General features: G+C 44.0%; 34 protein-coding genes. All 34 read right to left on the bottom strand.

The window, feature by feature from the left end; translation table 11 throughout:
* Positions 1-6 precede the first annotated feature (6 nt).
* A complete protein-coding gene (locus tag F6X55_RS02425) occupies positions 7-804 on the bottom strand; it encodes an energy-coupling factor transporter transmembrane component T family protein (protein ID WP_153461800.1) in 798 nt (265 codons plus the stop codon).
* Positions 797-1,669 (bottom strand): energy-coupling factor ABC transporter ATP-binding protein, encoded by an 873-nt coding sequence (locus F6X55_RS02420; RefSeq protein ID WP_153461798.1) that lies wholly within the window; start codon positions 1,667-1,669, stop codon positions 797-799. The genes F6X55_RS02425 and F6X55_RS02420 overlap by 8 nt, the downstream gene beginning before the upstream one ends.
* Positions 1,645-2,484 (bottom strand): energy-coupling factor ABC transporter ATP-binding protein, encoded by an 840-nt coding sequence (locus F6X55_RS02415; protein ID WP_153461796.1) that lies wholly within the window; start codon positions 2,482-2,484, stop codon positions 1,645-1,647. The genes F6X55_RS02420 and F6X55_RS02415 overlap by 25 nt, the downstream gene beginning before the upstream one ends.
* 285 nt (positions 2,485-2,769) lie before the next feature.
* Positions 2,770-3,123 (bottom strand): 50S ribosomal protein L17, encoded by a 354-nt coding sequence (gene rplQ, locus F6X55_RS02410; protein ID WP_026569069.1) that lies wholly within the window; start codon positions 3,121-3,123, stop codon positions 2,770-2,772.
* Between the two features lie 48 nt (positions 3,124-3,171).
* Positions 3,172-4,116, bottom strand: coding sequence for a DNA-directed RNA polymerase subunit alpha (locus F6X55_RS02405; protein ID WP_026569068.1), 945 nt, complete (start codon positions 4,114-4,116; stop codon positions 3,172-3,174).
* A 227-nt stretch (positions 4,117-4,343) separates the two neighbouring features.
* Positions 4,344-4,733, bottom strand: coding sequence for a 30S ribosomal protein S11 (gene rpsK, locus F6X55_RS02400; RefSeq protein ID WP_026569067.1), 390 nt, complete (start codon positions 4,731-4,733; stop codon positions 4,344-4,346).
* Between the two features lie 22 nt (positions 4,734-4,755).
* The gene (gene rpsM, locus F6X55_RS02395; protein WP_026569066.1) at positions 4,756-5,121 is read right to left on the bottom strand and encodes a 30S ribosomal protein S13; all 366 of its coding nucleotides are present in this window, start codon (positions 5,119-5,121) and stop codon (positions 4,756-4,758) included.
* 23 nt (positions 5,122-5,144) lie between these two features.
* Positions 5,145-5,258, bottom strand: a complete 114-nt coding sequence (rpmJ, locus tag F6X55_RS02390; RefSeq protein WP_003156543.1) for a 50S ribosomal protein L36 — start codon at positions 5,256-5,258, stop codon at positions 5,145-5,147.
* A gap of 29 nt (positions 5,259-5,287) precedes the next feature.
* The gene (gene infA, locus F6X55_RS02385) at positions 5,288-5,506 is read right to left on the bottom strand and encodes a translation initiation factor IF-1 (protein WP_003464670.1); all 219 of its coding nucleotides are present in this window, start codon (positions 5,504-5,506) and stop codon (positions 5,288-5,290) included.
* On the bottom strand, positions 5,484-5,819 hold the full coding sequence (locus F6X55_RS02380) for a KOW domain-containing RNA-binding protein (RefSeq protein ID WP_026569065.1): 336 nt from the start codon (positions 5,817-5,819) through the stop codon (positions 5,484-5,486). The genes infA and F6X55_RS02380 overlap by 23 nt, the downstream gene beginning before the upstream one ends.
* 608 nt (positions 5,820-6,427) lie before the next feature.
* Positions 6,428-7,081, bottom strand: a complete 654-nt coding sequence (locus tag F6X55_RS02375) for an adenylate kinase (protein WP_026569064.1) — start codon at positions 7,079-7,081, stop codon at positions 6,428-6,430.
* A gap of 91 nt (positions 7,082-7,172) precedes the next feature.
* Complete coding sequence (gene secY, locus F6X55_RS02370) at positions 7,173-8,468, bottom strand: preprotein translocase subunit SecY (protein ID WP_026569063.1); 1,296 nt, start codon at positions 8,466-8,468, stop codon at positions 7,173-7,175.
* Positions 8,468-8,905: a 50S ribosomal protein L15 gene (gene rplO / locus F6X55_RS02365; RefSeq protein WP_026569062.1), complete on the bottom strand. Its 438-nt coding sequence runs from the start codon at positions 8,903-8,905 to the stop codon at positions 8,468-8,470. The genes secY and rplO overlap by 1 nt, the downstream gene beginning before the upstream one ends.
* A 31-nt stretch (positions 8,906-8,936) precedes the next feature.
* On the bottom strand, positions 8,937-9,119 hold the full coding sequence (gene rpmD / locus F6X55_RS02360) for a 50S ribosomal protein L30 (protein WP_026569061.1): 183 nt from the start codon (positions 9,117-9,119) through the stop codon (positions 8,937-8,939).
* A gap of 13 nt (positions 9,120-9,132) precedes the next feature.
* Positions 9,133-9,636 carry a 30S ribosomal protein S5 gene (gene rpsE, locus F6X55_RS02355; protein WP_074601248.1) on the bottom strand — a complete coding sequence of 168 codons (504 nt, stop codon included), beginning with the start codon at positions 9,634-9,636 and terminating at the stop codon, positions 9,133-9,135.
* 21 nt (positions 9,637-9,657) lie between these two features.
* Positions 9,658-10,020: a 50S ribosomal protein L18 gene (rplR, locus tag F6X55_RS02350; protein ID WP_026569059.1), complete on the bottom strand. Its 363-nt coding sequence runs from the start codon at positions 10,018-10,020 to the stop codon at positions 9,658-9,660.
* Between the two features lie 32 nt (positions 10,021-10,052).
* Positions 10,053-10,589: a 50S ribosomal protein L6 gene (gene rplF / locus F6X55_RS02345; RefSeq protein ID WP_026569058.1), complete on the bottom strand. Its 537-nt coding sequence runs from the start codon at positions 10,587-10,589 to the stop codon at positions 10,053-10,055.
* Between the two features lie 30 nt (positions 10,590-10,619).
* A complete protein-coding gene (gene rpsH / locus F6X55_RS02340; protein WP_026569057.1) occupies positions 10,620-11,018 on the bottom strand; it encodes a 30S ribosomal protein S8 in 399 nt (132 codons plus the stop codon).
* Between the two features lie 29 nt (positions 11,019-11,047).
* Entirely contained in the window at positions 11,048-11,233 is a 186-nt protein-coding gene (locus tag F6X55_RS02335; RefSeq protein WP_026569056.1) for a type Z 30S ribosomal protein S14, read from the bottom strand.
* Positions 11,234-11,263: 30 nt separating this feature from the next.
* Positions 11,264-11,803, bottom strand: coding sequence for a 50S ribosomal protein L5 (gene rplE, locus F6X55_RS02330; protein WP_026569055.1), 540 nt, complete (start codon positions 11,801-11,803; stop codon positions 11,264-11,266).
* 26 nt (positions 11,804-11,829) lie between these two features.
* Entirely contained in the window at positions 11,830-12,141 is a 312-nt protein-coding gene (gene rplX, locus F6X55_RS02325) for a 50S ribosomal protein L24 (protein ID WP_026569054.1), read from the bottom strand.
* Between the two features lie 35 nt (positions 12,142-12,176).
* Positions 12,177-12,545 carry a 50S ribosomal protein L14 gene (rplN, locus tag F6X55_RS02320; RefSeq protein WP_026569053.1) on the bottom strand — a complete coding sequence of 123 codons (369 nt, stop codon included), beginning with the start codon at positions 12,543-12,545 and terminating at the stop codon, positions 12,177-12,179.
* Between the two features lie 42 nt (positions 12,546-12,587).
* Positions 12,588-12,851, bottom strand: coding sequence for a 30S ribosomal protein S17 (gene rpsQ, locus F6X55_RS02315; RefSeq protein ID WP_026569052.1), 264 nt, complete (start codon positions 12,849-12,851; stop codon positions 12,588-12,590).
* Positions 12,852-12,877: 26 nt separating this feature from the next.
* Positions 12,878-13,078 (bottom strand): 50S ribosomal protein L29, encoded by a 201-nt coding sequence (rpmC, locus tag F6X55_RS02310; protein WP_017473656.1) that lies wholly within the window; start codon positions 13,076-13,078, stop codon positions 12,878-12,880.
* Complete coding sequence (gene rplP / locus F6X55_RS02305; RefSeq protein WP_026569051.1) at positions 13,068-13,502, bottom strand: 50S ribosomal protein L16; 435 nt, start codon at positions 13,500-13,502, stop codon at positions 13,068-13,070. The genes rpmC and rplP overlap by 11 nt, the downstream gene beginning before the upstream one ends.
* 17 nt (positions 13,503-13,519) lie before the next feature.
* On the bottom strand, positions 13,520-14,161 hold the full coding sequence (rpsC, locus tag F6X55_RS02300) for a 30S ribosomal protein S3 (protein ID WP_026569050.1): 642 nt from the start codon (positions 14,159-14,161) through the stop codon (positions 13,520-13,522).
* A gap of 3 nt (positions 14,162-14,164) precedes the next feature.
* Positions 14,165-14,506 (bottom strand): 50S ribosomal protein L22, encoded by a 342-nt coding sequence (gene rplV, locus F6X55_RS02295; RefSeq protein WP_026569049.1) that lies wholly within the window; start codon positions 14,504-14,506, stop codon positions 14,165-14,167.
* Positions 14,507-14,524: 18 nt separating this feature from the next.
* Complete coding sequence (gene rpsS, locus F6X55_RS02290) at positions 14,525-14,803, bottom strand: 30S ribosomal protein S19 (protein ID WP_026569048.1); 279 nt, start codon at positions 14,801-14,803, stop codon at positions 14,525-14,527.
* A 57-nt stretch (positions 14,804-14,860) separates the two neighbouring features.
* The gene (rplB, locus tag F6X55_RS02285; RefSeq protein ID WP_026569047.1) at positions 14,861-15,691 is read right to left on the bottom strand and encodes a 50S ribosomal protein L2; all 831 of its coding nucleotides are present in this window, start codon (positions 15,689-15,691) and stop codon (positions 14,861-14,863) included.
* A 31-nt stretch (positions 15,692-15,722) separates the two neighbouring features.
* Positions 15,723-16,013, bottom strand: a complete 291-nt coding sequence (gene rplW / locus F6X55_RS02280; protein ID WP_026569046.1) for a 50S ribosomal protein L23 — start codon at positions 16,011-16,013, stop codon at positions 15,723-15,725.
* Positions 16,013-16,636 carry a 50S ribosomal protein L4 gene (gene rplD / locus F6X55_RS02275; RefSeq protein WP_026569045.1) on the bottom strand — a complete coding sequence of 208 codons (624 nt, stop codon included), beginning with the start codon at positions 16,634-16,636 and terminating at the stop codon, positions 16,013-16,015. The genes rplW and rplD overlap by 1 nt, the downstream gene beginning before the upstream one ends.
* 24 nt (positions 16,637-16,660) lie before the next feature.
* Positions 16,661-17,290, bottom strand: a complete 630-nt coding sequence (gene rplC / locus F6X55_RS02270; RefSeq protein ID WP_026569044.1) for a 50S ribosomal protein L3 — start codon at positions 17,288-17,290, stop codon at positions 16,661-16,663.
* A 30-nt stretch (positions 17,291-17,320) separates the two neighbouring features.
* Positions 17,321-17,629, bottom strand: a complete 309-nt coding sequence (gene rpsJ, locus F6X55_RS02265; RefSeq protein ID WP_026569043.1) for a 30S ribosomal protein S10 — start codon at positions 17,627-17,629, stop codon at positions 17,321-17,323.
* A gap of 1,099 nt (positions 17,630-18,728) precedes the next feature.
* Positions 18,729-19,919 (bottom strand): elongation factor Tu, encoded by a 1,191-nt coding sequence (gene tuf / locus F6X55_RS02260; protein ID WP_026569042.1) that lies wholly within the window; start codon positions 19,917-19,919, stop codon positions 18,729-18,731.
* Positions 19,920-19,942 lie beyond the last annotated feature (23 nt).

Here is a 19,942-nt window from a genome sequence, read left to right as displayed (position 1 = left end):
ACTTTCTTAGTCACGTATGATAAATAATAAGATAACCACAACAGCAAACAGCGCATATACGCTGATGTCCAGCCGGCCGGTTTTCAGTTCTCTCAGCTTTGTCCTGCCTTCACCGCCTTGATATCCTCTTGCTTCCATGGCCATCGCCAACTCTTCTGCCCGTTTAAACGCACTGATGAACAATGGAACCAATAAGGGAACGACTGCCTGAATCCGCTCTTTAGCGGTACCGGTACGGAAATCCACTCCTCTGGAGGCCTGTGCCTTGGAGATTTTCTCTGTTTCCTGCATTAAAGTGGGGATGAACCGGAGAGAAATCGACATCATCAAGGCCAGCTCATGGACAGGAAACTTTACTTTTTTCAATGGCTGGAGCAAGCTTTCGATGGCATCGGTGATTTCGATTGGAGTCGTCGTTAAAGTAAGGAGCGAGGTAACCATGATTAACAGGAAAAACCGCAACGATATGGCAGCTCCTTGTGCAACAGCCCCGGAATAAATCGGATAGGAAAAAACACGGAAGAGAACATCCCCTTCTTTTGTGACGATTAAATGCAGCAGCAGCGTAAAAACAATCAAAAACCATACCGGGGTCAGTCCCTTAAGTATATAAGAAAAATGAATGCGGGTTGTAAGCGCGCACAGCAGGGAAAACACGGTCAATAGGCCATAGCTCCAGACAGAATTTGCAAAAAACACCACGATGACAAATAAAAAAATGATGATCATTTTGGTGCGCGGATCTAAACGATGGACGATGGATTCCCCTGGGACATATTGACCTATAATAAAGGCATTATTCATATCGACTTGCCCCTTTCACGATCAACGCCAACTCTTCCGCCAATTCCTGAATGGTCTGTCCGTGATAGGAGAGATCCGCTTGAAATCTTTCTTTCGCTTTTGTTATGAATTGGATGACTTCTGGAACATCGAGTTGAACCTTTCGGAGGTCTGCTTGTCTGGTAAAAACATCTTCAGGTTTGCCTTCCAAATATTTTTCCCCTTTATTTAGAATGATGACATGATCTGCATAGGCCAGAGCATCTTCCATACTGTGGGTGACCAAAATAGTCGTCAAACTTTTTTGTTTATGAAGGCGATGAAACATATCCATCATTTCTTTTTGTCCTTTCGGATCAAGACCGGCTGTAGGCTCGTCCAAAACAAGCAGCTCGGGCTGAACAGCCAGCACCCCTGCTATTGCTACTCTCCTCATTTGTCCCCCGCTTAACTCGAAAGGCGATCGGACAAGCAACTCTTCCGGCAGCTGGACAGCTGACATTGCCTCGCCTACACGCTTTTCGACCTCTTGACGATCAACACCAAAGTTCAAAGGGCCAAAAGCAATGTCCTTGAAAACCGTTTCCTCGAACAATTGATGTTCCGGATATTGAAAGACAATCCCCACCTTGCTCCTCAGTTCTTTGATCCCCTTGAGCTTACCTTCTGGCTGCAGGCGATAGGAACCGATGACTACTTCCCCAGATGAAGGCTTCAACAAACCGTTTAAGTGTTGAATCAATGTCGACTTTCCCGATCCTGTGTGTCCGATAATGGCGGTGAAAGATCCTGAAGAGACATCCATACTCAGGTCATTGATGGCTCTGTGTTCAAATGGTGTATTGGGTTGATACGTATAGCTTACCTGTTTAAATGAAATCTCCATAGTTCCTCCAGCAGCTCGTCATGGTTTAAAGGTTCTGAATCAAGAATAACATCCCGATCAGTTAATTCAGCAGCGAGTTTGGTAACAAAAGGTATATCCAAACCTATTTCTTTTAGTTCATCCCGCTTGGCGAAGATGTCTTTGGGGGAAGCTTCCATCCATACCTTCCCCTCATTCATCACGAGCACCCGATCTGCCAACGTCACTTCATTCAGATCGTGTGTGATGGTGACAAGCGATACATCATCTTGTTCTTTTACCGTTTTTACTGTTTCGATTATTTCCTTTCTACCATTGGGATCAAGCATGGCAGTAGCTTCATCTAAAATGATGATCTGTGGGGAAACGGCCAAAACGCCTGCTATCGCCACGCGTTGCTTCTGACCGCCGGATAAGCGATGGGGTTCATGTAGTTCATAGCCTTCCATTCTTACTGCTGCAAGACTGTCTTTTAGCCGTTTGATCATTTCTTCTCTGGGTATCCCTCTGTTCTCCAATCCGAAAGCCACATCGTCCCGGACTGTGGTACCGACAAACTGGTTATCCGGGTTTTGGAAGACCATTCCAACTTGCTTACGGATATCCCATATGGTTTCTTCATTTATTTCCAGTCCATTGATCAGAATTTTGCCCTTCTGTGGAAATAAGAGACCGTTCATCAATTTCGCTATCGTCGATTTTCCAGACCCATTGTGACCAATCACCGCCACCCATTCAGACCTGCTGATTTCAAAGCTGACATCTTGCAGTACCCACGGCAAGTCTTCTCCATAACGGAACCAGACGTGTTCAAATTTCAATACATTCTTCCCCATCTTCATCCCCCCCCTTAGGCTGTTCGACGAATATTTCCCCGGAAATAACAAACTGTCGAACCAACTCACATCGGCTTCTAAAGAAAGCGCCAAACGTGTTTATGCCCGAAAAACCAAGCGCAACCTCTCCGTGGCAGTTCTTCGCTATGCACAGGAGGGACAGACCCCCAAGGGAATAAGCGAACATAACGCCATAGACTGCTAAATGAATATAAAACAAAAAAGGGCCGGGATTCACCTCATGGAAGAGATTCTGTCCTGCCCTTCAAGCAATTGCTTTTAAAGTTAAACCAACTCGATAATCGCCATTTCTGCACCGTCTCCACGACGAGGTCCCAGCTTAAGGACTCGAGTGTAACCGCCTTGACGCTCTTCATAGCGTGCAGCGATATCAGAGAATAGCTTTTGGATGACATCTTCGTTTTCGTTTGCTTCTGCATTGTATAGGAATGCAGCTGCTTGACGACGGGCGTGAAGATCGCCGCGCTTACCAAGCGTAATCATTTTATCAACAACAGAGCGAAGTTCTTTTGCTTTCGCCTCAGTAGTTTCCAATCGTTCATGAATAATCAAGTCTGTGGCAAGGTTGCGAAGTAGTGCCATACGCACATCAGTTGTACGACCTAGTTTTCTAGCCATGGATTATCCCTCCCTTTTTCGAAATATCTAAAGGTGTCTATTCATTTATCAATCTTCTTTGCGTAATCCTAGACCAAGATCCTCTAGTTTATGTTTTACTTCTTCTAATGATTTGCGTCCAAGATTGCGGACCTTCATCATATCTTCTTCCGACTTATGAGCAAGCTCTTGTACCGTATTGATGCCGGCACGCTTCAAACAATTATAAGAACGGACAGATAAATCCAATTCTTCGATTGTCATTTCAAGAACCTTTTCTTTTTGATCTTCTTCTTTCTCGATCATGATTTCCGCACTTTGTGCTTCATCAGTAAGTCCTACGAAAATATTAAGATGCTCCGTATAAATCTTGGCGCCCAATGAAACAGCCTCTTCAGGTCGTATACTTCCATCAGTCCATACATCCAGCGTCAATTTGTCGAAATTGGTGATCTGGCCGACACGCGTATTTTCCACTTGGTAAGTCACTCGTTCCACCGGAGTGAAAATCGAGTCTACCGGAATGACACCAATCGGCAAATCTTCATGATTGTTTGCTTCTGCCGGACGATAACCGCGGCCGCGTTCAGCTGCAATCTTCATGCGAAAATGAGCGTTTTCTCCCAATGTAGCAATATGAAGATCCGGGTTCAATACTTCCACATCACTGTCATAAGTAATGTCGGCAGCTGTAACTTTTCCTTCGCCCTGAACATCGATTTCCAATGTCTTTTCTTCATCGGAATAGATTTTAAGAGCCAACTTTTTCAAATTCAAAATGATGGTTGTCACGTCTTCTACTACTCCATCAATGGTAGAAAACTCATGAAGCACTCCATCAATTTGAATCGATGTCACAGCCGCACCGGGAAGTGAGGATAAAAGGATACGACGCAAGGAGTTTCCTAGTGTAGTACCATATCCACGTTCAAGCGGTTCTACGACGAACTTGCCAAAGGTAGCGTCATCGCTCACCTCGACCGTTTCAATCTTTGGCTTTTCAATCTCAATCATTAATTAAAACCCTCCTTCAAAACGTCGAAACCCCGGTTAGACGTTACCGGTCTAACCGAAATTCCCCAGGTAGGCAGTTACCGTTCTCTGCACTATGCAACTCGTATGCTTTTCTGTCATTTGCGATGCTGTAGGGTAACCAGGTTAGATCAACGATCCTCTGGTCTCCTGCATTTTTAGCTATCATAACCCATTATAGACAGGGTGACAAATTATATACGGATAAATTAAACACGACGACGTTTTGGTGGGCGGCAGCCATTGTGAGGAACTGGCGTTACGTCACGAATAGCTGTAACTTCTAAACCTGCTGCTTGAAGTGAACGGATTGCCGCTTCACGTCCAGCACCAGGACCCTTCACTGTTACTTCCAAGGTTTTCAAACCGTGCTCCATACCTGCTTTCGCAGCAGCTTCAGCAGCCATTTGGGCAGCAAAAGGAGTAGATTTACGGGAGCCTTTGAAACCAAGAGCGCCAGCGCTGCTCCAGCTTACAACGTTACCTTGAACATCCGAGATGGTCACGATAGTGTTGTTGAAAGTCGAACGGATATGAGCTATACCACTGTCAATATTCTTTTTCACACGACGTTTACGTGTATTTGTTTTACGTGCCATTGATTAACTAACCTCCTTTAGCTTATTTTCTCTTGTTAGCGATTGTACGACGTGGGCCTTTACGAGTACGAGAGTTGTTCTTCGTTCTTTGTCCACGCAATGGAAGCCCTCTGCGGTGGCGGATGCCACGATAAGAACCGATTTCGATCAAGCGTTTAATGTTCAGGGATACTTCACGGCGAAGATCTCCTTCTACTGTGAACCGTTCTACTGCTTGACGGATTCTTGCTTGTTCATCCTCGGTTAAATCACGAACTCGTGTATCTTCTGAAACTCCAGCCTCTTTCAATACTTCTTTTGCAGTTGATTTACCAACACCATAAATATAGGTAAGAGAAATCACTACACGTTTATCACGCGGAATATCAATACCAGCAATACGTGCCATTAGATACGTGCACCTCCTTTAAATTAGCCTTGTTTTTGTTTATGCTTAGGGTTTTCACAGATTACCATGACTTTGCCTTTTCTGCGAATAACTTTACATTTTTCACAAATCGGTTTTACAGATGGTCTTACCTTCATCATCCATACCTCCTTTTGGATCGGAGCATTTATTTATAACGGTACGTGATACGTCCTCTTGTTAAATCATATGGGGAAAGCTCAACCGTCACTTTATCTCCAGGAAGAATCCGGATGAAATGCATACGAATTTTTCCAGAGACATGAGCTAAAACAGTATGACCGTTTTCTAATTCAACTTTGAACATCGCATTAGGCAACGTGTCAGTAACGGTTCCTTCCACTTCAATTGCATCGTCTTTCGCCATCGAGTTGATCTCCCTTCTTCAAATCAGTCACTACTTCATTGACAAATTTTGATAGAGCAAAACGCAGCTTACCATTTGTTACGCGACCAGTTTCTAGAAGGCTGTTCTGGACTTCTGGAGATATATAATCCATTAATTCAATATGATGCAGGTTCTTCTTCTTCGGCCGATCATATTTTCTTTTTTCTCCATCAGCAAGCAAGACAAATCGATCATCAAGCATTTGGATGACAATCGCATATTGACCCGCTTCCCGTCCCCGTGCAATACGAACAACTTGACCTATTCGCGGACTCGACTCTGATTCACTCAACCACAATCACCTTCACTTAGGCTTTTGTTAATATTTGAAAACCTTCTTTTGCGATGGCAAAGGTGTGTTCAAAGTGAGCACACATTTTACCATTTTGGGTGACAACTGTCCAATCATCTGCAAGAAATCACTTGATTATCCTGCATTCACCATTGGTTAAATGGCAAGGACCATGCCTGGATCGGCATGCGATATATTAGAAAGGCGGACACCTGGCATTGCCTTTTATAAACCTATTTCATAAGGCATCTTTGTTACCAGCAGCAGATTGTTCGTATCGCTATCGACTCTATCGACAGGATACATCCAAGCCGAATCGCCATGATAGGATTTGTGTTTCCCGGACTCAACTCGTTCAGCACATTAAGCCGTTCGACAGTTCCGGTTATCCGGCGTTCCTTGCACAAGCTCGACAATAACTGATGCGCAAATCTCCTGCGAAATCCATTATACCTTGTATGCACTGGAATTGCATCATCTTGCTGAATCTACCTTTCAGCAATATTATCCAAATCCGGCACCGATATACTCAGTTTAACGCAATTCGCCGATTTGATGTGTCTTATCCATCGGCAGCATCTCGCGTTTCACAGGATGTATTGCCAATATCATTTAGAAAGGTTCTGCAGTTTTTCATCAATTTCCCGGAATACCAAATCGATATCCTGGTCTCCATTGACTTCAGCGAGATACCCTTTTTCCTGATAATAATCAAGCATTGGCTGTGTTTGTTCTACATTCACTTCAAGGCGTTTTTTAACTGTATCAGGTTTATCGTCATCCCTTTGGATCAATGCTGAACCATCACGGTCACAAATCCCCTCTACTTGCGGCGGATTGAATTGAACATGATAAGTAGCTCCACAAGTCGGACAAATCCTTCTGCCAGTTAACCGCTCGATAAGTTGATCTTTTGGCACTTCTACGTGTAAAACATAGTCGAGGGATTTTCCCATGTCTGCCAAAAGATTTTCCAAAGCCTCTGCTTGGGCAATCGTTCTAGGAAAACCGTCTAACAGGAAGCCCTTTTGGCTGTCATCTTTGCTTAACCGCTCACGGACAATACCAATGGTGACCTCGTCAGGGACAAGCTCCCCTTGATCCATATAAGATTTTGCTTGCTTACCGAGCTCCGTTCCTTCTTTAATAGCTAAACGGAACATATCTCCTGTTGAGATATGAGGGATTTGATATTTATCAACTATTTTTTCTGCCTGTGTCCCTTTACCGGCACCTGGCAGTCCCATCAGGATTAAATTCAATGACTTTCCCCTCGCTCTCATTTCTTCTAAAGAAACTCGGTTTGCTGTCATGCTAAACATGCAAGGCACCAGCAAGGACAGCATGACCGGTTCACTTGATAAAGCCTTTGTAATGGCGTTTTACAAGCTGACTCTCTAGTTGTTTCATCGTCTGCAAGGCAACTCCTACAACAATCAAGAGGCTTGTTCCGCCAATTTGTACTGTCTGTGGCAGATTAGCAAGACTGCCCAAGACTAGTGGAAGTACAGAAACGGCTGCTAAAAACAAAGCTCCTACAAAAGTAAGTCGATACATAACACGGGTCAAATACGTTTCGGTATTTTTACCCGGGCGTATGCCAGGAACATATCCGCCTTGTTTTTTCAGGTTTTCAGCCATTTGTTCAGGATTCACTTGAACAAATGTATAGAAATAAGTGAAAGCAATGATCAAGGCTACGTAAATCACCATTCCTATTGGCTGTGTATAGTCAAAAATGGTTTGAATCGTTCCCGCCATGCCGTCATTTCCAAAGAATCCGGCCACGGTTCTCGGTGCCACGATAAAGGAGACAGCAAAGATAACCGGGATTACTCCAGCTGCATTTACTTTTAACGGTAAATGAGTAGAGTGGCCGCCGACTGGCGAACGATTTACTAAACGTTTGGCATATTGAATCGGGATTTTACGCAATGCTTGCTGGATGAAAACGACTCCGACAACCACTGCCAAAACCACCAACACAATTAAAGCGACAATGACTATGTTGATAAACAGATCATCGCCGACATCTCCGCCAAAGTACTGTTCAAATATTTGGTTAACGCCGTTCGGAATTGCCGCAACAATACCGGCGAATATTATGATCGAAATCCCATTTCCTACGCCATGGGCTGTGATTTGCTCACCGAGCCACATAAGAAATGCGGTTCCACTTGTTAAAACAAGCGCGATAACTGCAAACTTGCCAAAACCAGGATCTACTATCAGCATTCCGTTCGTCATAGCGTTAAACCCGATAGACATGGTAGCAGCCTGGATAAAAGCAAGAACTATCGTTCCATATCTCGTGAACTGGGCCAATTTTTTACGCCCTACTTCACCTTGCTTCTTCCATTCAGTGAATTTTGGTACAACATCCATTTGTAACAACTGCATGATAATCGAAGCGGTAATGTAAGGCATGATCCCCATAGCAAAGATGGAGAAATTTTGCAAAGCCCCACCGCCAAACGTGTTCAAAAATCCAAACACACTTTGTTCATTCATATCACCGATGGCATCACGATTGGTAAAAGGTACGGGAATGAACGTACCAAGCCGAAATACGATCAGCATCAATAAGGTGAATACGATTTTTTGACGAATGTCACCCACGCGCACAAAATTGGAGATTGTACGGAACATTAAATCACCTCTGTTTGACCGCCCGCTGCTTCAATAGCTTCCTTAGCTGAAGCAGAGAACTTATGAGCTTTTACGGTAAGTTTCTTTTCAATATTACCATTTCCAAGAACTTTAATGCCGGCTTTTAGCTTGCTGACAACACCAGTTTCAAGTAAAAGCTCAGGTGTAACTTCTGTGCCTTCGTCAAATTGGTTCAGAGTATCCAAATTTACGATCGCAAACTCTTTGCGGTGAATGTTGGTAAATCCACGCTTAGGCAGACGTTGGAACAAAGGCATTTGGCCGCCCTCGAAACCAGGACGAGTACCGCCGCCTGAACGAGCTTTCTGTCCTTTATGTCCGCGCCCAGCTGTTTTTCCATTACCTGAAGACATTCCTCGGCCTACACGATTACGTTTTTTGCGAGCTTCTGCTGGCTTCAATTCATGAAGTTTCATGCGAGCACCTCCTCTTTGCGCTTTTCGTTAATTATACTTCTTTTACCGATACTAAGTGAGATACTTTATTAATCATGCCTCTGACGGCAGGAGTATCTTCACGGACTACCGATTGACGGATTTTATTCAAGCCAAGTGTCTTGACTGTAAGCTTTTGGCCTTCACTTCTGCCAATGACACTGCGCGTGAGGGTAATTTCTAACTTTTTAGCCATGTGATTTCCCTCCTTATCCTAACAGTTCTTCTACTGACTTACCACGTAGTTTGGCAACATCTTCTGCACGCTTCAGCTCGCTCAATCCATTGATTGTGGCGCGAACCATGTTGATTGGTGTGTTGGATCCAAGTGATTTGGATAGGATATCACCAATACCAGCAAGTTCAAGTACCGCACGGACAGGTCCGCCTGCGATAACTCCGGTACCTTCTGCAGCAGGTTTCATCAGGATGCTTCCTGCGCCAAATCCGCCAGTGATTTCGTGGGGGATGGTTGTTCCTACGATTGGTACAGTTATTAGATTTTTCTTTGCATCGTCGATTGCTTTTCTGATTGCATCTGGTACTTCCTGAGCTTTACCAGTGCCAAATCCTACATGACCGTTTTTGTCGCCGACAACGACTAGTGCAGCAAAACGGAAACGACGACCACCTTTTACTACTTTTGCGACACGGTTTATAGTAACTACACGTTCTTCGATATCTAATTTGTTCGGGTCAATGTTAGTACGCAATATATGTCCCTCCTTTTTCGATTAAAATTCAAGACCTGCTTCACGAGCAGCATCTGCCAATGCTTTTACACGGCCGTGGTACAAGTAACCTCCGCGGTCGAACACCACATTCTTGTGTCCATTTTCGATTGCGCGATTAGCAAGCAATTCGCCTACTTTTTGAGCAGCTTCTACATTACCTGTTGCTTCCAGGTTTAGATCGTTGTCTACAGTAGATGCACTTGCCAACGTTTTGCTGTTCATATCATCGATAAGCTGTGCGTAGATGTGTTTGTTTGAACGGTAAACGTTCAGACGCGGACGTTCAGCTGTTCCGAACAGATTTTTACGTACACGAGTGTGGCGCTTTTTACGCACAACGTTCTTGTCGGGCTTTGTGATCATCTAGGTCACTCCTTTCTGTTCCCAAACCTACCTTATTTTGCAGTTTTACCTTCTTTACGGCGTACATATTCGCCTTCGTAACGGATACCTTTGCCTTTATAAGGTTCAGGCGGACGAATGGCTCTGATATTAGCCGCTACAGCTCCGACTAATTCTTTGTCGATACCTTTTACGGTAACTTTTGTATTGGCAGGAACGTCGATTTCGATTCCTTCACGTGGTTCGATTTCCACCGGGTGGGAATATCCTGCGTTAATGACTACTTTATTGCCCTGCTTCGTAGCACGGTAACCTACACCATTAATCTCCAGGCTCTTTTCGTATCCTTTATGGACTCCCTCAACCATATTGCCGATCAAGCTGCGGGTAGTACCATGCAGGGCGCGATGCTCTTTACTGTCGCTAGGACGCTCTACAGTAAGAACATTATCTTCGATTTTCACTTCGATGTCCGGATGGAAAGTACGGGAAAGCTCTCCTTTAGGACCTTTAACTGTAACGGTGTTTCCATCTAATTTGACTTCCACACCCTCTGGGATTTCCAAAATTTTAAAACCTACACGAGACATTCAAAGCACCTCCTATCTTGTCTGAATAAATTACCAAATATATGCTAGCACTTCGCCGCCAATTGCTTGCGCACGTGCTTCTTTGTCAGATAAAACGCCTTTTGAAGTAGAAACAATTGCGATGCCAAGTCCGTTCAATACTTTTGGTATTTCGTCGGCTTTAGCGTAGACACGCAATCCTGGCTTACTGATTCTCTTCAGCCCGGAAATGACTCTTTCTTCATTAGCACCGTATTTAAGGAAAATACGTAGAACACCTTGTTTGTTATCTTCGATAAATTCGTAATCGCGTACGAAGCCTTCACGCTTCAGAATGTCTGCAACCTCTTTTTTAAGCTTAGAAGCAGGCACCTCTAGCTTCTCATGGCGTACCATGTTGGCGTTACGAATACGAGTAAGCATATCTGCGATTGGATCTGTCATAACCATTATTCATTACCTCCTTCCCTGATCGGGGATTACCAGCTTGCTTTTTTGACACCAGGAATTTGACCTTTATAGGCAAGTTCACGGAAACAAATACGGCAAAGTTTGAATTTGCGCAATACAGAGTGTGGACGTCCGCAGCGTTCGCACCGTGTGTACTCTTGTACTTTGAATTTCTGTTTGCGTTTTTGTTTCGCAATCATTGATTTCTTAGCCACAATTTTCCCTCCTTGTGTTAGCTCTAATGCTTATTTTTGGAAAGGCATGCCAAGCTGAGCTAAAAGTTCACGTGCTTCTTCGTCAGTATTAGAAGTGGTTACGATAACTACATCCATACCGCGAACTTTATTGACTTTATCATAATTAATTTCCGGGAAAATCAATTGTTCTTTAATTCCAAGCGTATAGTTACCGCGTCCGTCAAATGCTTTCTTGGAGATACCACGGAAGTCACGCACACGTGGCAATGATACTCCGATCAGCTTTTGAAGGAATTCGTACATGCGCTCACCGCGAAGGGTTACTTTTGCCCCGATAGGCATTCCCTCACGCAAACGGAATCCTGCAATTGATTTCTTTGCTTTTGTAACCACTGGCTGTTGTCCGGAGATCAGCGATAGTTCTTCAACGGCGTTATCCAACGCTTTCGTGTTCTGAACAGCATCACCCACACCCATGTTGATTACGATTTTTTCTATTTTAGGCACTTGCATTACTGACTCATAATTAAATTTTTCTGCCAATGAAGGAACGATTTCCTCTTGGTATCTTTTCTTCAATTCGTTCATCGAGTAGCCCTCCTTTCACCGCTGATTTATTTATCTAATGCTTCACCGGATTTTTTAGCTATACGGACTTTCTTGCCGTCGCGCACTTCATGTCCAACGCGAGTTGGTTCGCCGGTTTTCGGATCGATCGGCATTACATTGGAAACATGAATTGGTGCTTCCTGGTTAAGAATTCCGCCTTGCGGGTTATCCTGAGAAGGTTTTGCGTGCTTTTTCACGACGTTGATGCCTTCCACCAACACGCGCTCTTTTTTCGGATATGCTTCGAGAATAGTGCCTTGTTTGCCGCTATCCTTGCCAGCTATTACCTGAACTTTATCACCTTTTTTAACATGCATGCTTGCTGCACCTCCTTACAAGGCTTTTAATTCGCTTATAGTACTTCTGGAGCTAGGGAAACGATTTTCATGAATTTAGCATCGCGCAATTCACGTGCTACCGGTCCAAAGATACGAGTACCGCGTGGACTTTTATCGTCACGTACAATTACCGCTGCATTTTCATCAAATCGAATGTAAGATCCGTCTTTACGGCGCATTCCGCTTTTAGAACGGACGATGACAGCACGTACGACTTCACCTTTTTTAACAACGCCGCCTGGTGTTGCCTGTTTCACCGTACAAACGATCACATCGCCGATATTGGCAGTTTTACGGCCTGAACCGCCCAGAACTTTAATCGCAAGCACTTCACGTGCTCCTGAGTTATCTGCAACTTTTAAACGAGTTTCTTGTTGAATCATACTGCTTGAACCTCCCTTCGGAATTCTTCCGAGCGAACTTTATTAAATAATAACCGCTTCTTCGACAATTTCAACTAGACGGAAACGCTTCGTAGCTGAAAGCGGACGAGTTTCCATGATGCGTACAACATCTCCGATTTTCGCTTGGTTGTTTTCATCATGCACTTTGAATTTCTTCGAGTACTTAACACGTTTTCCATAAAGCTTATGGAATTTGTAGGTTTCGACTAATACTGTAATGGTTTTATCCATTTTATCTGATACTACACGGCCGTTATAGACCTTACGATTGTTACGTTCACTCATGTGAGGCTAACCTCCTCTCAGGTTTATCAGTTATTAACGCTTAGTTCTCTTTCACGTACAACAGTTTTCATGCGTGCGATTGATTTACGAACTTCACGAAGACGTGCGGTGTTTTCCAATTGGCCGGTGGCTAGTTGGAAACGCAGGTTGAACAATTCTTCTTTTAAAGATTTAACTTTTTGTTCAATTTCGGCAGTGGTTAATTCTCTGATTTCATTAGCCTTCATTGATTTCACCACCAATTTCTTCACGTTTTACAAATTTCGTTCTGATCGGCAGTTTATGAGAAGCAAGACGCAATGCTTCACGTGCCACTTCTTCAGAAACTCCGGCGATTTCAAACATGATTTTACCTGGTTTTACTACAGCGACCCATCCTTCTGGGGCACCTTTACCGGAACCCATCCGAACCTCAAGAGGTTTAGCAGTATAAGGTTTGTCCGGGAAGATTTTGATCCAAACTTTACCGCCACGTTTCATATAACGGGTCATTGCAATACGAGCAGCCTCGATTTGACGGCTAGTAATCCAAGAAGCGTCTAAAGCTTGTAGTCCATATTCACCAAATGCAACAGTCGTGCCGCCTTTCGCTTTACCTGTCATGCGGCCGCGGTGTTGTTTACGATATTTTACACGTTTAGGCATTAACATAATGCGTTCCCCCTTCCTTATTGATTGTTTTTAGTTGGAAGGACTTCTCCACGATAGATCCACACTTTGACACCAAGTTTACCATACGTAGTATCTGCTTCAGCAGTACCATAGTCAATGTCAGCGCGAAGTGTGTGAAGTGGTACAGTTCCTTCGCTGTAATGTTCTGCACGGGCAATGTCGGCTCCACCAAGACGACCGGAAACTTGAGTGCGGATACCTTTGGCTCCCGCACGCATAGCGCGTTGGATCGTTTGTTTTTGAGCACGACGGAAAGAAATACGGTTTTCCAATTGACGTGCGATATTCTCAGCTACCAGCGTAGCGTCAAGATCTGCTTTTTTCACTTCAACGATGTTGATGTGAACTCTCTTACCAGTCAAAGCATTCAAAGATTTACGCAATGCTTCTACTTCGGAACCGCCTTTACCGATAACCATTCCTGGTTTTGCAGTTGAAATAGAAATGTTCACGCGATTGGCTGCACGTTCAATTTCAATACTTGAAACGGCTGCATCCTTCAGACGCTTTTCGATATATTCACGAATTTTTATGTCTTCATGTAACAAATCTGCATAATCTTTGCCAGCGTACCATTTGGATTCCCAGTCACGGATGACGCCGACACGAAGTCCTACAGGATTAACTTTTTGACCCACTGATTATCCCTCCTTCTGTTCTGATACAACCACAGTGATATGGCTGGTTCTTTTATTGATTTGACTAGCACGACCCATTGCACGAGGGCGGAAACGTTTCAGTGTGACGCCTTCGTTTACGAATGCTTCAGATACTACCAAATCATCCGGGTTCATTTCATAATTGTGCTCAGCATTAGCGATAGCTGATTTCAATACCTTCTCCACAACTGGTGATGCACCGCGTTGTGTATGGTTTAGAATTGCAACGGCTTCTCCGACTTTTTTTCCTCGAATTAAATCTACGACTAAACGAACTTTACGAGGAGCAATACGAACAGATTTCGCAACGGCTTTAGCTTGCATCAAGAGTGCCTCCTCTCATTAGCGTTTTGTTTTCTTGTCATCGCCAGCATGCCCTTTGAACGTGCGGGTTGGCGCGAATTCACCTAATTTATGTCCGACCATATCTTCGGTGACATATACCGGTACGTGTTTGCGACCGTCATATACAGCGATGGTATGACCAACAAAGTTAGGGAATATAGTTGAACGGCGAGACCAAGTTCTCACAACTTGCTTCTTGTTGTCTTCGTTCAATTTTTCGACTTTTTTCATTAAATGGTCATCTGCGAAAGGTCCTTTTTTCAAACTGCGACCCATACATAAACCTCCCTTTGCGATTGACAGACGGGGTTTGTCTCCCGCCTTTCAATCCCGTTATTTTTTACGTTTACGAACGATGAATTTATCCGTCGGCTTGTTGCGTTTACGCGTTTTGTAACCAAGCGTAGGTTTGCCCCAAGGAGACATTGGTGATTTACGACCGATAGGCGCGCGACCTTCACCACCACCGTGTGGGTGATCGTTAGGGTTCATTACAGAACCACGAACAGTTGGACGGTTGCCTTTCCAGCGAGAACGTCCTGCTTTACCAACATTGATCAATTCGTGTTCTACGTTTCCTACCTGTCCGATTGTAGCGCGGCAAGTGCCGAGTACTAGGCGTACTTCACCAGATACCAGACGTACCAATACGTATTTATCTTCACGTCCCAGAATTTGAGCTTGAGCTCCTGCAGAACGGGCTAGTTGTCCGCCGCGGCCAGGCTTCAATTCTACGTTATGAATGATAGTACCTACTGGAATGTTTTGCAGTGGAAGCGAGTTTCCAAGCTTGATGTCAGCCTCTGGTCCAGAAATAATTTCAGTACCTACAGTCAGGCCTTTAGGTGCAAGGATGTATCGCTTTTCACCATCAGCATAATTGATCAATGCAATATTTGCGGAGCGGTTTGGATCGTATTCGATTGTAGCAACGCGTCCTGGTATTCCATCTTTGTCGCGTTTGAAATCGATGATACGATATTGGCGCTTGTGGCCGCCGCCCTGATGACGAACTGTTAATCTACCCTGGTTGTTACGACCGCCACGTTTGTGAATCGGGCTCAACAGGGATTTTTCCGGCTTGTCGGTTGTGATTTCAGCGAAATCGGAAGTGGACATGCCGCGTCTACCATTAGAAGTTGGTTTATACTTTTTAATCGCCATCTTGTTTCCCTCCTTTTTTAATAGGTTTTATTTATACACTTTCAAAGAATTCAAGTTCTTTACTGTCTTCTGTCAATTGCACAACGGCTTTCTTGCGGTTTGGACGGTATCCACCGTAACGACCCATCCGCTTGAATTTACCTTTGAGATTCATTGTATTGACTTTTTCTACTTTCACATCAAAAATCAACTCAACAGCGTCTTTTATCTCTGTTTTGTTGGCTTTGGTGTTCACTTCAAAGGTGTATTTCTTTTCTGCCATCAAGTCAGCAGAGTGTTCCGTGATTATCGGGCGCTTAATAATATCTCGTGGGTCCTTCATTATGCAAGCACCTCCCCTGCTTTTTCAGCTGCTTCTTTTGTCAAGATCAGCTTGTCATGCGTAAGCAAGTCAAGTACGTTAACTTCGCTCACAGTCAAAACCTTCACGTTTGGCAAGTTGTTAGCAGAACGTGCAACAACTTCGTCCTGATCGGCAGTTACGATCAATGCTTTACCATCTACATTAAGAGCAGCAAGTACGTTTACCACTTCTTTTGTTTTCGGTGCATCGAATGCAAGACTATCAAGGACAACCAGGCTTTCTTCGTTCACTTTAGAGGAAAGAGCAGATTTTAGCGCCAATCTGCGTACCTTCTTCGGTAGTTTGTAGCTATAGCTGCGTGGTGTAGGGCCGAATACAGTTCCGCCGCCTACCCATTGCGGAGAGCGGATGGATCCCTGACGGGCACGTCCTGTACCCTTCTGGCGCCATGGTTTGCGTCCACCACCGCGTACTTCAGAACGGTTTTTTACATCGTGTGTTCCTTGGCGTAAAGAAGCGCGTTGCATAACAACAGCTTCGTGTAAAACGTGTGTGTTTGGTTCAATACCAAAAACGGCATCATTAAGTTCTAAATCGCCGACTTGTGATCCGCCTTGGTTATAAAGTGCTACTTTAGGCATGACATATCCTCCCTTCGTTTATGATTAGTTAGCCTTAACTGCACTCGTGATTTTAACGAATGATTTTTTCGCTCCCGGCACATTACCTTTTACAAGAATAAGGTTGCGTTCAGCGTCGACTTTTACTACTTCAAGGTTTTGAAGTGTTACTTGCTCTCCGCCCATTTGTCCAGGAAGTTTTTTGCCTTTGAAAACATGCATCGGGTCAATGGCACCCATGGTACCTGGTCTTCTGTGGTAACGAGAACCGTGGGTCATTGGTCCGCGGGATTGATTATGGCGCTTGATTGCACCTTGGAATCCTTTCCCTTTAGAAGTTCCAGTAACATCGATTTTGTCTCCAGTTTGAAAAATCTCAACACTAACCTCTTGGCCTACTTCATAGTCGTCAAGGTTAGCATCACGGATTTCACGAATGAAGCGCTTAGCAGTTGTGTTTGCTTTTTCAGCATGCCCTTTTGCCGGCTTGTTCGCCTTTGTTTCTTTTTGATCAGCTACACCCAATTGAATTGCTTCATATCCGTCATTCTCAAGTGTTCTCTTTTGAAGAACAACGTTCGGGTCGGCTTGAATTACAGTTACAGGAGTCAATTCTCCTTCTTCACTGAAAAGTTGTGTCATGCCGATTTTTCGACCTAAGATTCCTTTCGCCATCCGTCACACCTCCTAATATCTTTGAATTCTTTATAATTTAATTTCAATGTCCACGCCAGACGGCAGATCAAGACGCATTAGCGAGTCAACCGTTTGCGGTGTTGGACTTACAATATCGATAAGACGTTTATGTGTGCGCATTTCAAATTGCTCACGAGAATCTTTGTATTTGTGTACGGCACGAAGTACTGTGTACACTGATTTTTCGGTTGGAAGCGGGATTGGTCCGGATACATTAGCACCAGAACGCTTCGCTGTGTCTACAATCTTCTCGGCAGATTGATCCAGGATACGGTGATCATACGCCTTTAAACGAATTCTAATCTTTTCTTTTGCCATTATTTTCCCTCCTTTTTTCGCCCATTTTATAATAGACATTCTCCGCGAAAATTCCTTGGCATCCCCGCCATGGCAAAGGGGCCGGGTGTGCCAACAACCTTCCGCATCATCGCCTTTTATGACCAACATTACTTATTATATAGAATAATAGCGGTCATTGCAACCTTAAATGTGAAGAAAGGAGCCTTTCGAAAAAATAACGCGAAAGCACTTGTTTCAAAACAAGTACAACCCTTCTCTTTTGAAAAGTTCCTTTAAGGCGCAGTTTCAACGGCACTTCCCGTATTATACAGGAGGTTCACCCCTGTTTTCAAGGTATTATTCCTGTTTTTTGGTGGTAATAAAATGAAAAACTGCGAAAGTTGCTGGACCGAATTATTTATTATGGAAACAACTCCACTTGAATCCAAAAGCGTTCTTACCGTTATCCCGTGTTTGAAACACGAATAACAGCAAGGACATAACATGAACTCCTTTATGAACTCGGTTGACTATGCAATGGATGAAAAGAGAAACGAGAAAATTATCCTTGGTTAAAATTCCTTTCATTCTGACGTATGATCCTCGATTCGCTGCGCACAAATCCAGCGCCTTCCATGAAATGTTTATGCAGGGTTTTCTACAGATGAATCTCTGTATGTTGCTTTCGTCGGGTCCCGGTACTCTAACCTCGATTTATCAAAACTTTCTTGGCAGATTGGTAGTTGGTAAGAAAGCAATCCTGACAGAATCTCTGAGAGCCAATCACGACTAGTGCTAACTATATATTCCTCCCATGGGATAAAACAGATCCTTTAATGTAGTTTTCAATATGCAACGATACCATTCAAGAAGAAAGCTGCCGTTAGAAACGAATTCCCTTGCCGGTGCGGAATTTTTACACCATTCTTTCACAGAGGAGGTCATTAATCTTTATTAATTGTCAGGTCAAGCTGGTACCTTATAGAAAAAAGGCGGTCGGATTCGAAATGTTCGAGATTTTGATCATCTCGATTTTGCTGTTTTGACAGCTACACATTTGTCTCTATCTCGTTGCATCTTCATAATAACGAAAAAGCAGACAGCTTTTAGCTGTCTGCTTAATTTTCATTGTTCCAACTTATTCTTGGATAGAAGCAACAACGCCGGCGCCTACTGTACGGCCACCTTCACGGATAGAGAACTTAGTTCCGTCCTCGATAGCGATTGGAGAAATAAGTTCTACGCTCATTTCTACGTTGTCACCAGGCATAACCATTTCTACGCCTTCTGGAAGTGTGATAACACCAGTTACGTCAGTTGTACGGAAGTAGAACTGCGGACGGTAGTTACCGAAGAATGGAGTATGACGTCCACCCTCTTCTTTAGAAAGGACATAGACTTCTGCTTTAAATTTTGTATGTGGAGTGATAGAACCTGGCTTTGCAAGAACTTGGCCACGGTTGATATCGTCACGTGCCACACCACGTAGAAGTGCACCAATGTTGTCGCCAGCTTCTGCATAGTCAAGAAGCTTACGGAACATTTCTACACCAGTTACAGTTGTTTTAGCTGCTTCTTCAGCAAGACCGATAACTTCAACTTCGTCACCGACTTTAACTTGTCCGCGCTCAACACGGCCAGTAGCAACTGTACCACGACCAGTGATAGAGAACACGTCCTCAACTGGCATCATGAATGGTTTTTCAGTGTCACGGTCTGGTCTTGGGATGTACTCATCAACAGCATCCATAAGTTCGAAGATTTTGTTTGCATACTCTTCGTCACCTTCTAGAGCTTTAAGAGCAGAACCTTTGATTACAGGTACATCGTCACCAGGGAAGTCATACTCAGATAGTAGGTCGCGAACTTCCATTTCTACTAGCTCAAGAAGTTCTTCATCGTCTACCATGTCTGTTTTGTTCAAGAATACAACGATTGCCGGTACACCAACCTGGCGAGAAAGAAGGATGTGCTCACGAGTTTGCGGCATCGGACCGTCAGCTGCAGATACTACAAGAATAGCTCCGTCCATTTGTGCAGCACCAGTGATCATGTTTTTAACATAGTCAGCGTGACCTGGGCAGTCAACGTGCGCATAGTGACGGTTTTCAGTTTCGTACTCAACGTGAGAAGTTGCGATAGTGATTCCGCGTTCTTTCTCTTCTGGAGCACCGTCGATTTGGTCATATGCCATTGCAGTACCAGAACCAGAACGGCTGTGCAGTACTGTAGTAATAGCAGCAGTCAAAGTAGTTTTACCGTGGTCAACGTGACCGATAGTACCAATATTAACGTGGTCTTTGGAGCGATCGAATTTTTCTTTACCCATTTATATTTCCTCCTTTAAGTAAG

Source organism: Sediminibacillus terrae (assembly GCF_009602435.1).
GTDB lineage: Bacteria > Bacillota > Bacilli > Bacillales > Amphibacillaceae > Sediminibacillus > Sediminibacillus terrae.
The sequence above is the reverse complement of the archived record's forward strand: the minus strand, read 5'-3'. Positions and strand labels throughout refer to the sequence as shown.

Coding starts and splice junctions, on each gene's coding strand:
- F6X55_RS02425 (WP_153461800.1), bottom strand. CDS start 804: ATGAATAATGCCTTTATTATAGGTCAATATGTCCCAGGGGAATCCATC.
- F6X55_RS02420 (WP_153461798.1), bottom strand. CDS start 1,669: ATGGAGATTTCATTTAAACAGGTAAGCTATACGTATCAACCCAATACA.
- F6X55_RS02415 (WP_153461796.1), bottom strand. CDS start 2,484: ATGGGGAAGAATGTATTGAAATTTGAACACGTCTGGTTCCGTTATGGA.
- rplQ (WP_026569069.1), bottom strand. CDS start 3,123: ATGGCTAGAAAACTAGGTCGTACAACTGATGTGCGTATGGCACTACTT.
- F6X55_RS02405 (WP_026569068.1), bottom strand. CDS start 4,116: ATGATTGAGATTGAAAAGCCAAAGATTGAAACGGTCGAGGTGAGCGAT.
- rpsK (WP_026569067.1), bottom strand. CDS start 4,733: ATGGCACGTAAAACAAATACACGTAAACGTCGTGTGAAAAAGAATATT.
- rpsM (WP_026569066.1), bottom strand. CDS start 5,121: ATGGCACGTATTGCTGGTATTGATATTCCGCGTGATAAACGTGTAGTG.
- rpmJ (WP_003156543.1), bottom strand. CDS start 5,258: ATGAAGGTAAGACCATCTGTAAAACCGATTTGTGAAAAATGTAAAGTT.
- infA (WP_003464670.1), bottom strand. CDS start 5,506: ATGGCGAAAGACGATGCAATTGAAGTGGAAGGAACCGTTACTGACACG.
- secY (WP_026569063.1), bottom strand. CDS start 8,468: ATGTTCCGTACAATCTCCAATTTTGTGCGCGTGGGTGACATTCGTCAA.
- rplO (WP_026569062.1), bottom strand. CDS start 8,905: ATGAAACTTCATGAATTGAAGCCAGCAGAAGCTCGCAAAAAACGTAAT.
- rpmD (WP_026569061.1), bottom strand. CDS start 9,119: ATGGCTAAAAAGTTAGAAATTACCCTCACGCGCAGTGTCATTGGCAGA.
- rplR (WP_026569059.1), bottom strand. CDS start 10,020: ATGATCACAAAGCCCGACAAGAACGTTGTGCGTAAAAAGCGCCACACT.
- rplF (WP_026569058.1), bottom strand. CDS start 10,589: ATGTCTCGTGTAGGTTTTAAAATTTTGGAAATCCCAGAGGGTGTGGAA.
- rpsH (WP_026569057.1), bottom strand. CDS start 11,018: ATGGTTATGACAGATCCAATCGCAGATATGCTTACTCGTATTCGTAAC.
- rplE (WP_026569055.1), bottom strand. CDS start 11,803: ATGAACGAATTGAAGAAAAGATACCAAGAGGAAATCGTTCCTTCATTG.
- rplX (WP_026569054.1), bottom strand. CDS start 12,141: ATGCATGTTAAAAAAGGTGATAAAGTTCAGGTAATAGCTGGCAAGGAT.
- rplN (WP_026569053.1), bottom strand. CDS start 12,545: ATGATTCAACAAGAAACTCGTTTAAAAGTTGCAGATAACTCAGGAGCA.
- rpsQ (WP_026569052.1), bottom strand. CDS start 12,851: ATGAGTGAACGTAACAATCGTAAGGTCTATAACGGCCGTGTAGTATCA.
- rpmC (WP_017473656.1), bottom strand. CDS start 13,078: ATGAAGGCTAATGAAATCAGAGAATTAACCACTGCCGAAATTGAACAA.
- rplP (WP_026569051.1), bottom strand. CDS start 13,502: ATGTTAATGCCTAAACGTGTAAAATATCGTAAACAACACCGCGGCCGC.
- rplV (WP_026569049.1), bottom strand. CDS start 14,506: ATGCAAGCTAAAGCCGTTGCGAAATCTGTTCGTATTGCTCCTCGTAAA.
- rpsS (WP_026569048.1), bottom strand. CDS start 14,803: ATGGGTCGCAGTTTGAAAAAAGGACCTTTCGCAGATGACCATTTAATG.
- rplB (WP_026569047.1), bottom strand. CDS start 15,691: ATGGCGATTAAAAAGTATAAACCAACTTCTAATGGTAGACGCGGCATG.
- rplW (WP_026569046.1), bottom strand. CDS start 16,013: ATGAAGGACCCACGAGATATTATTAAGCGCCCGATAATCACGGAACAC.
- rplD (WP_026569045.1), bottom strand. CDS start 16,636: ATGCCTAAAGTAGCACTTTATAACCAAGGCGGATCACAAGTCGGCGAT.
- rplC (WP_026569044.1), bottom strand. CDS start 17,290: ATGGCGAAAGGAATCTTAGGTCGAAAAATCGGCATGACACAACTTTTC.
- rpsJ (WP_026569043.1), bottom strand. CDS start 17,629: ATGGCAAAAGAAAAGATTAGAATTCGTTTAAAGGCGTATGATCACCGT.
- tuf (WP_026569042.1), bottom strand. CDS start 19,919: ATGGGTAAAGAAAAATTCGATCGCTCCAAAGACCACGTTAATATTGGT.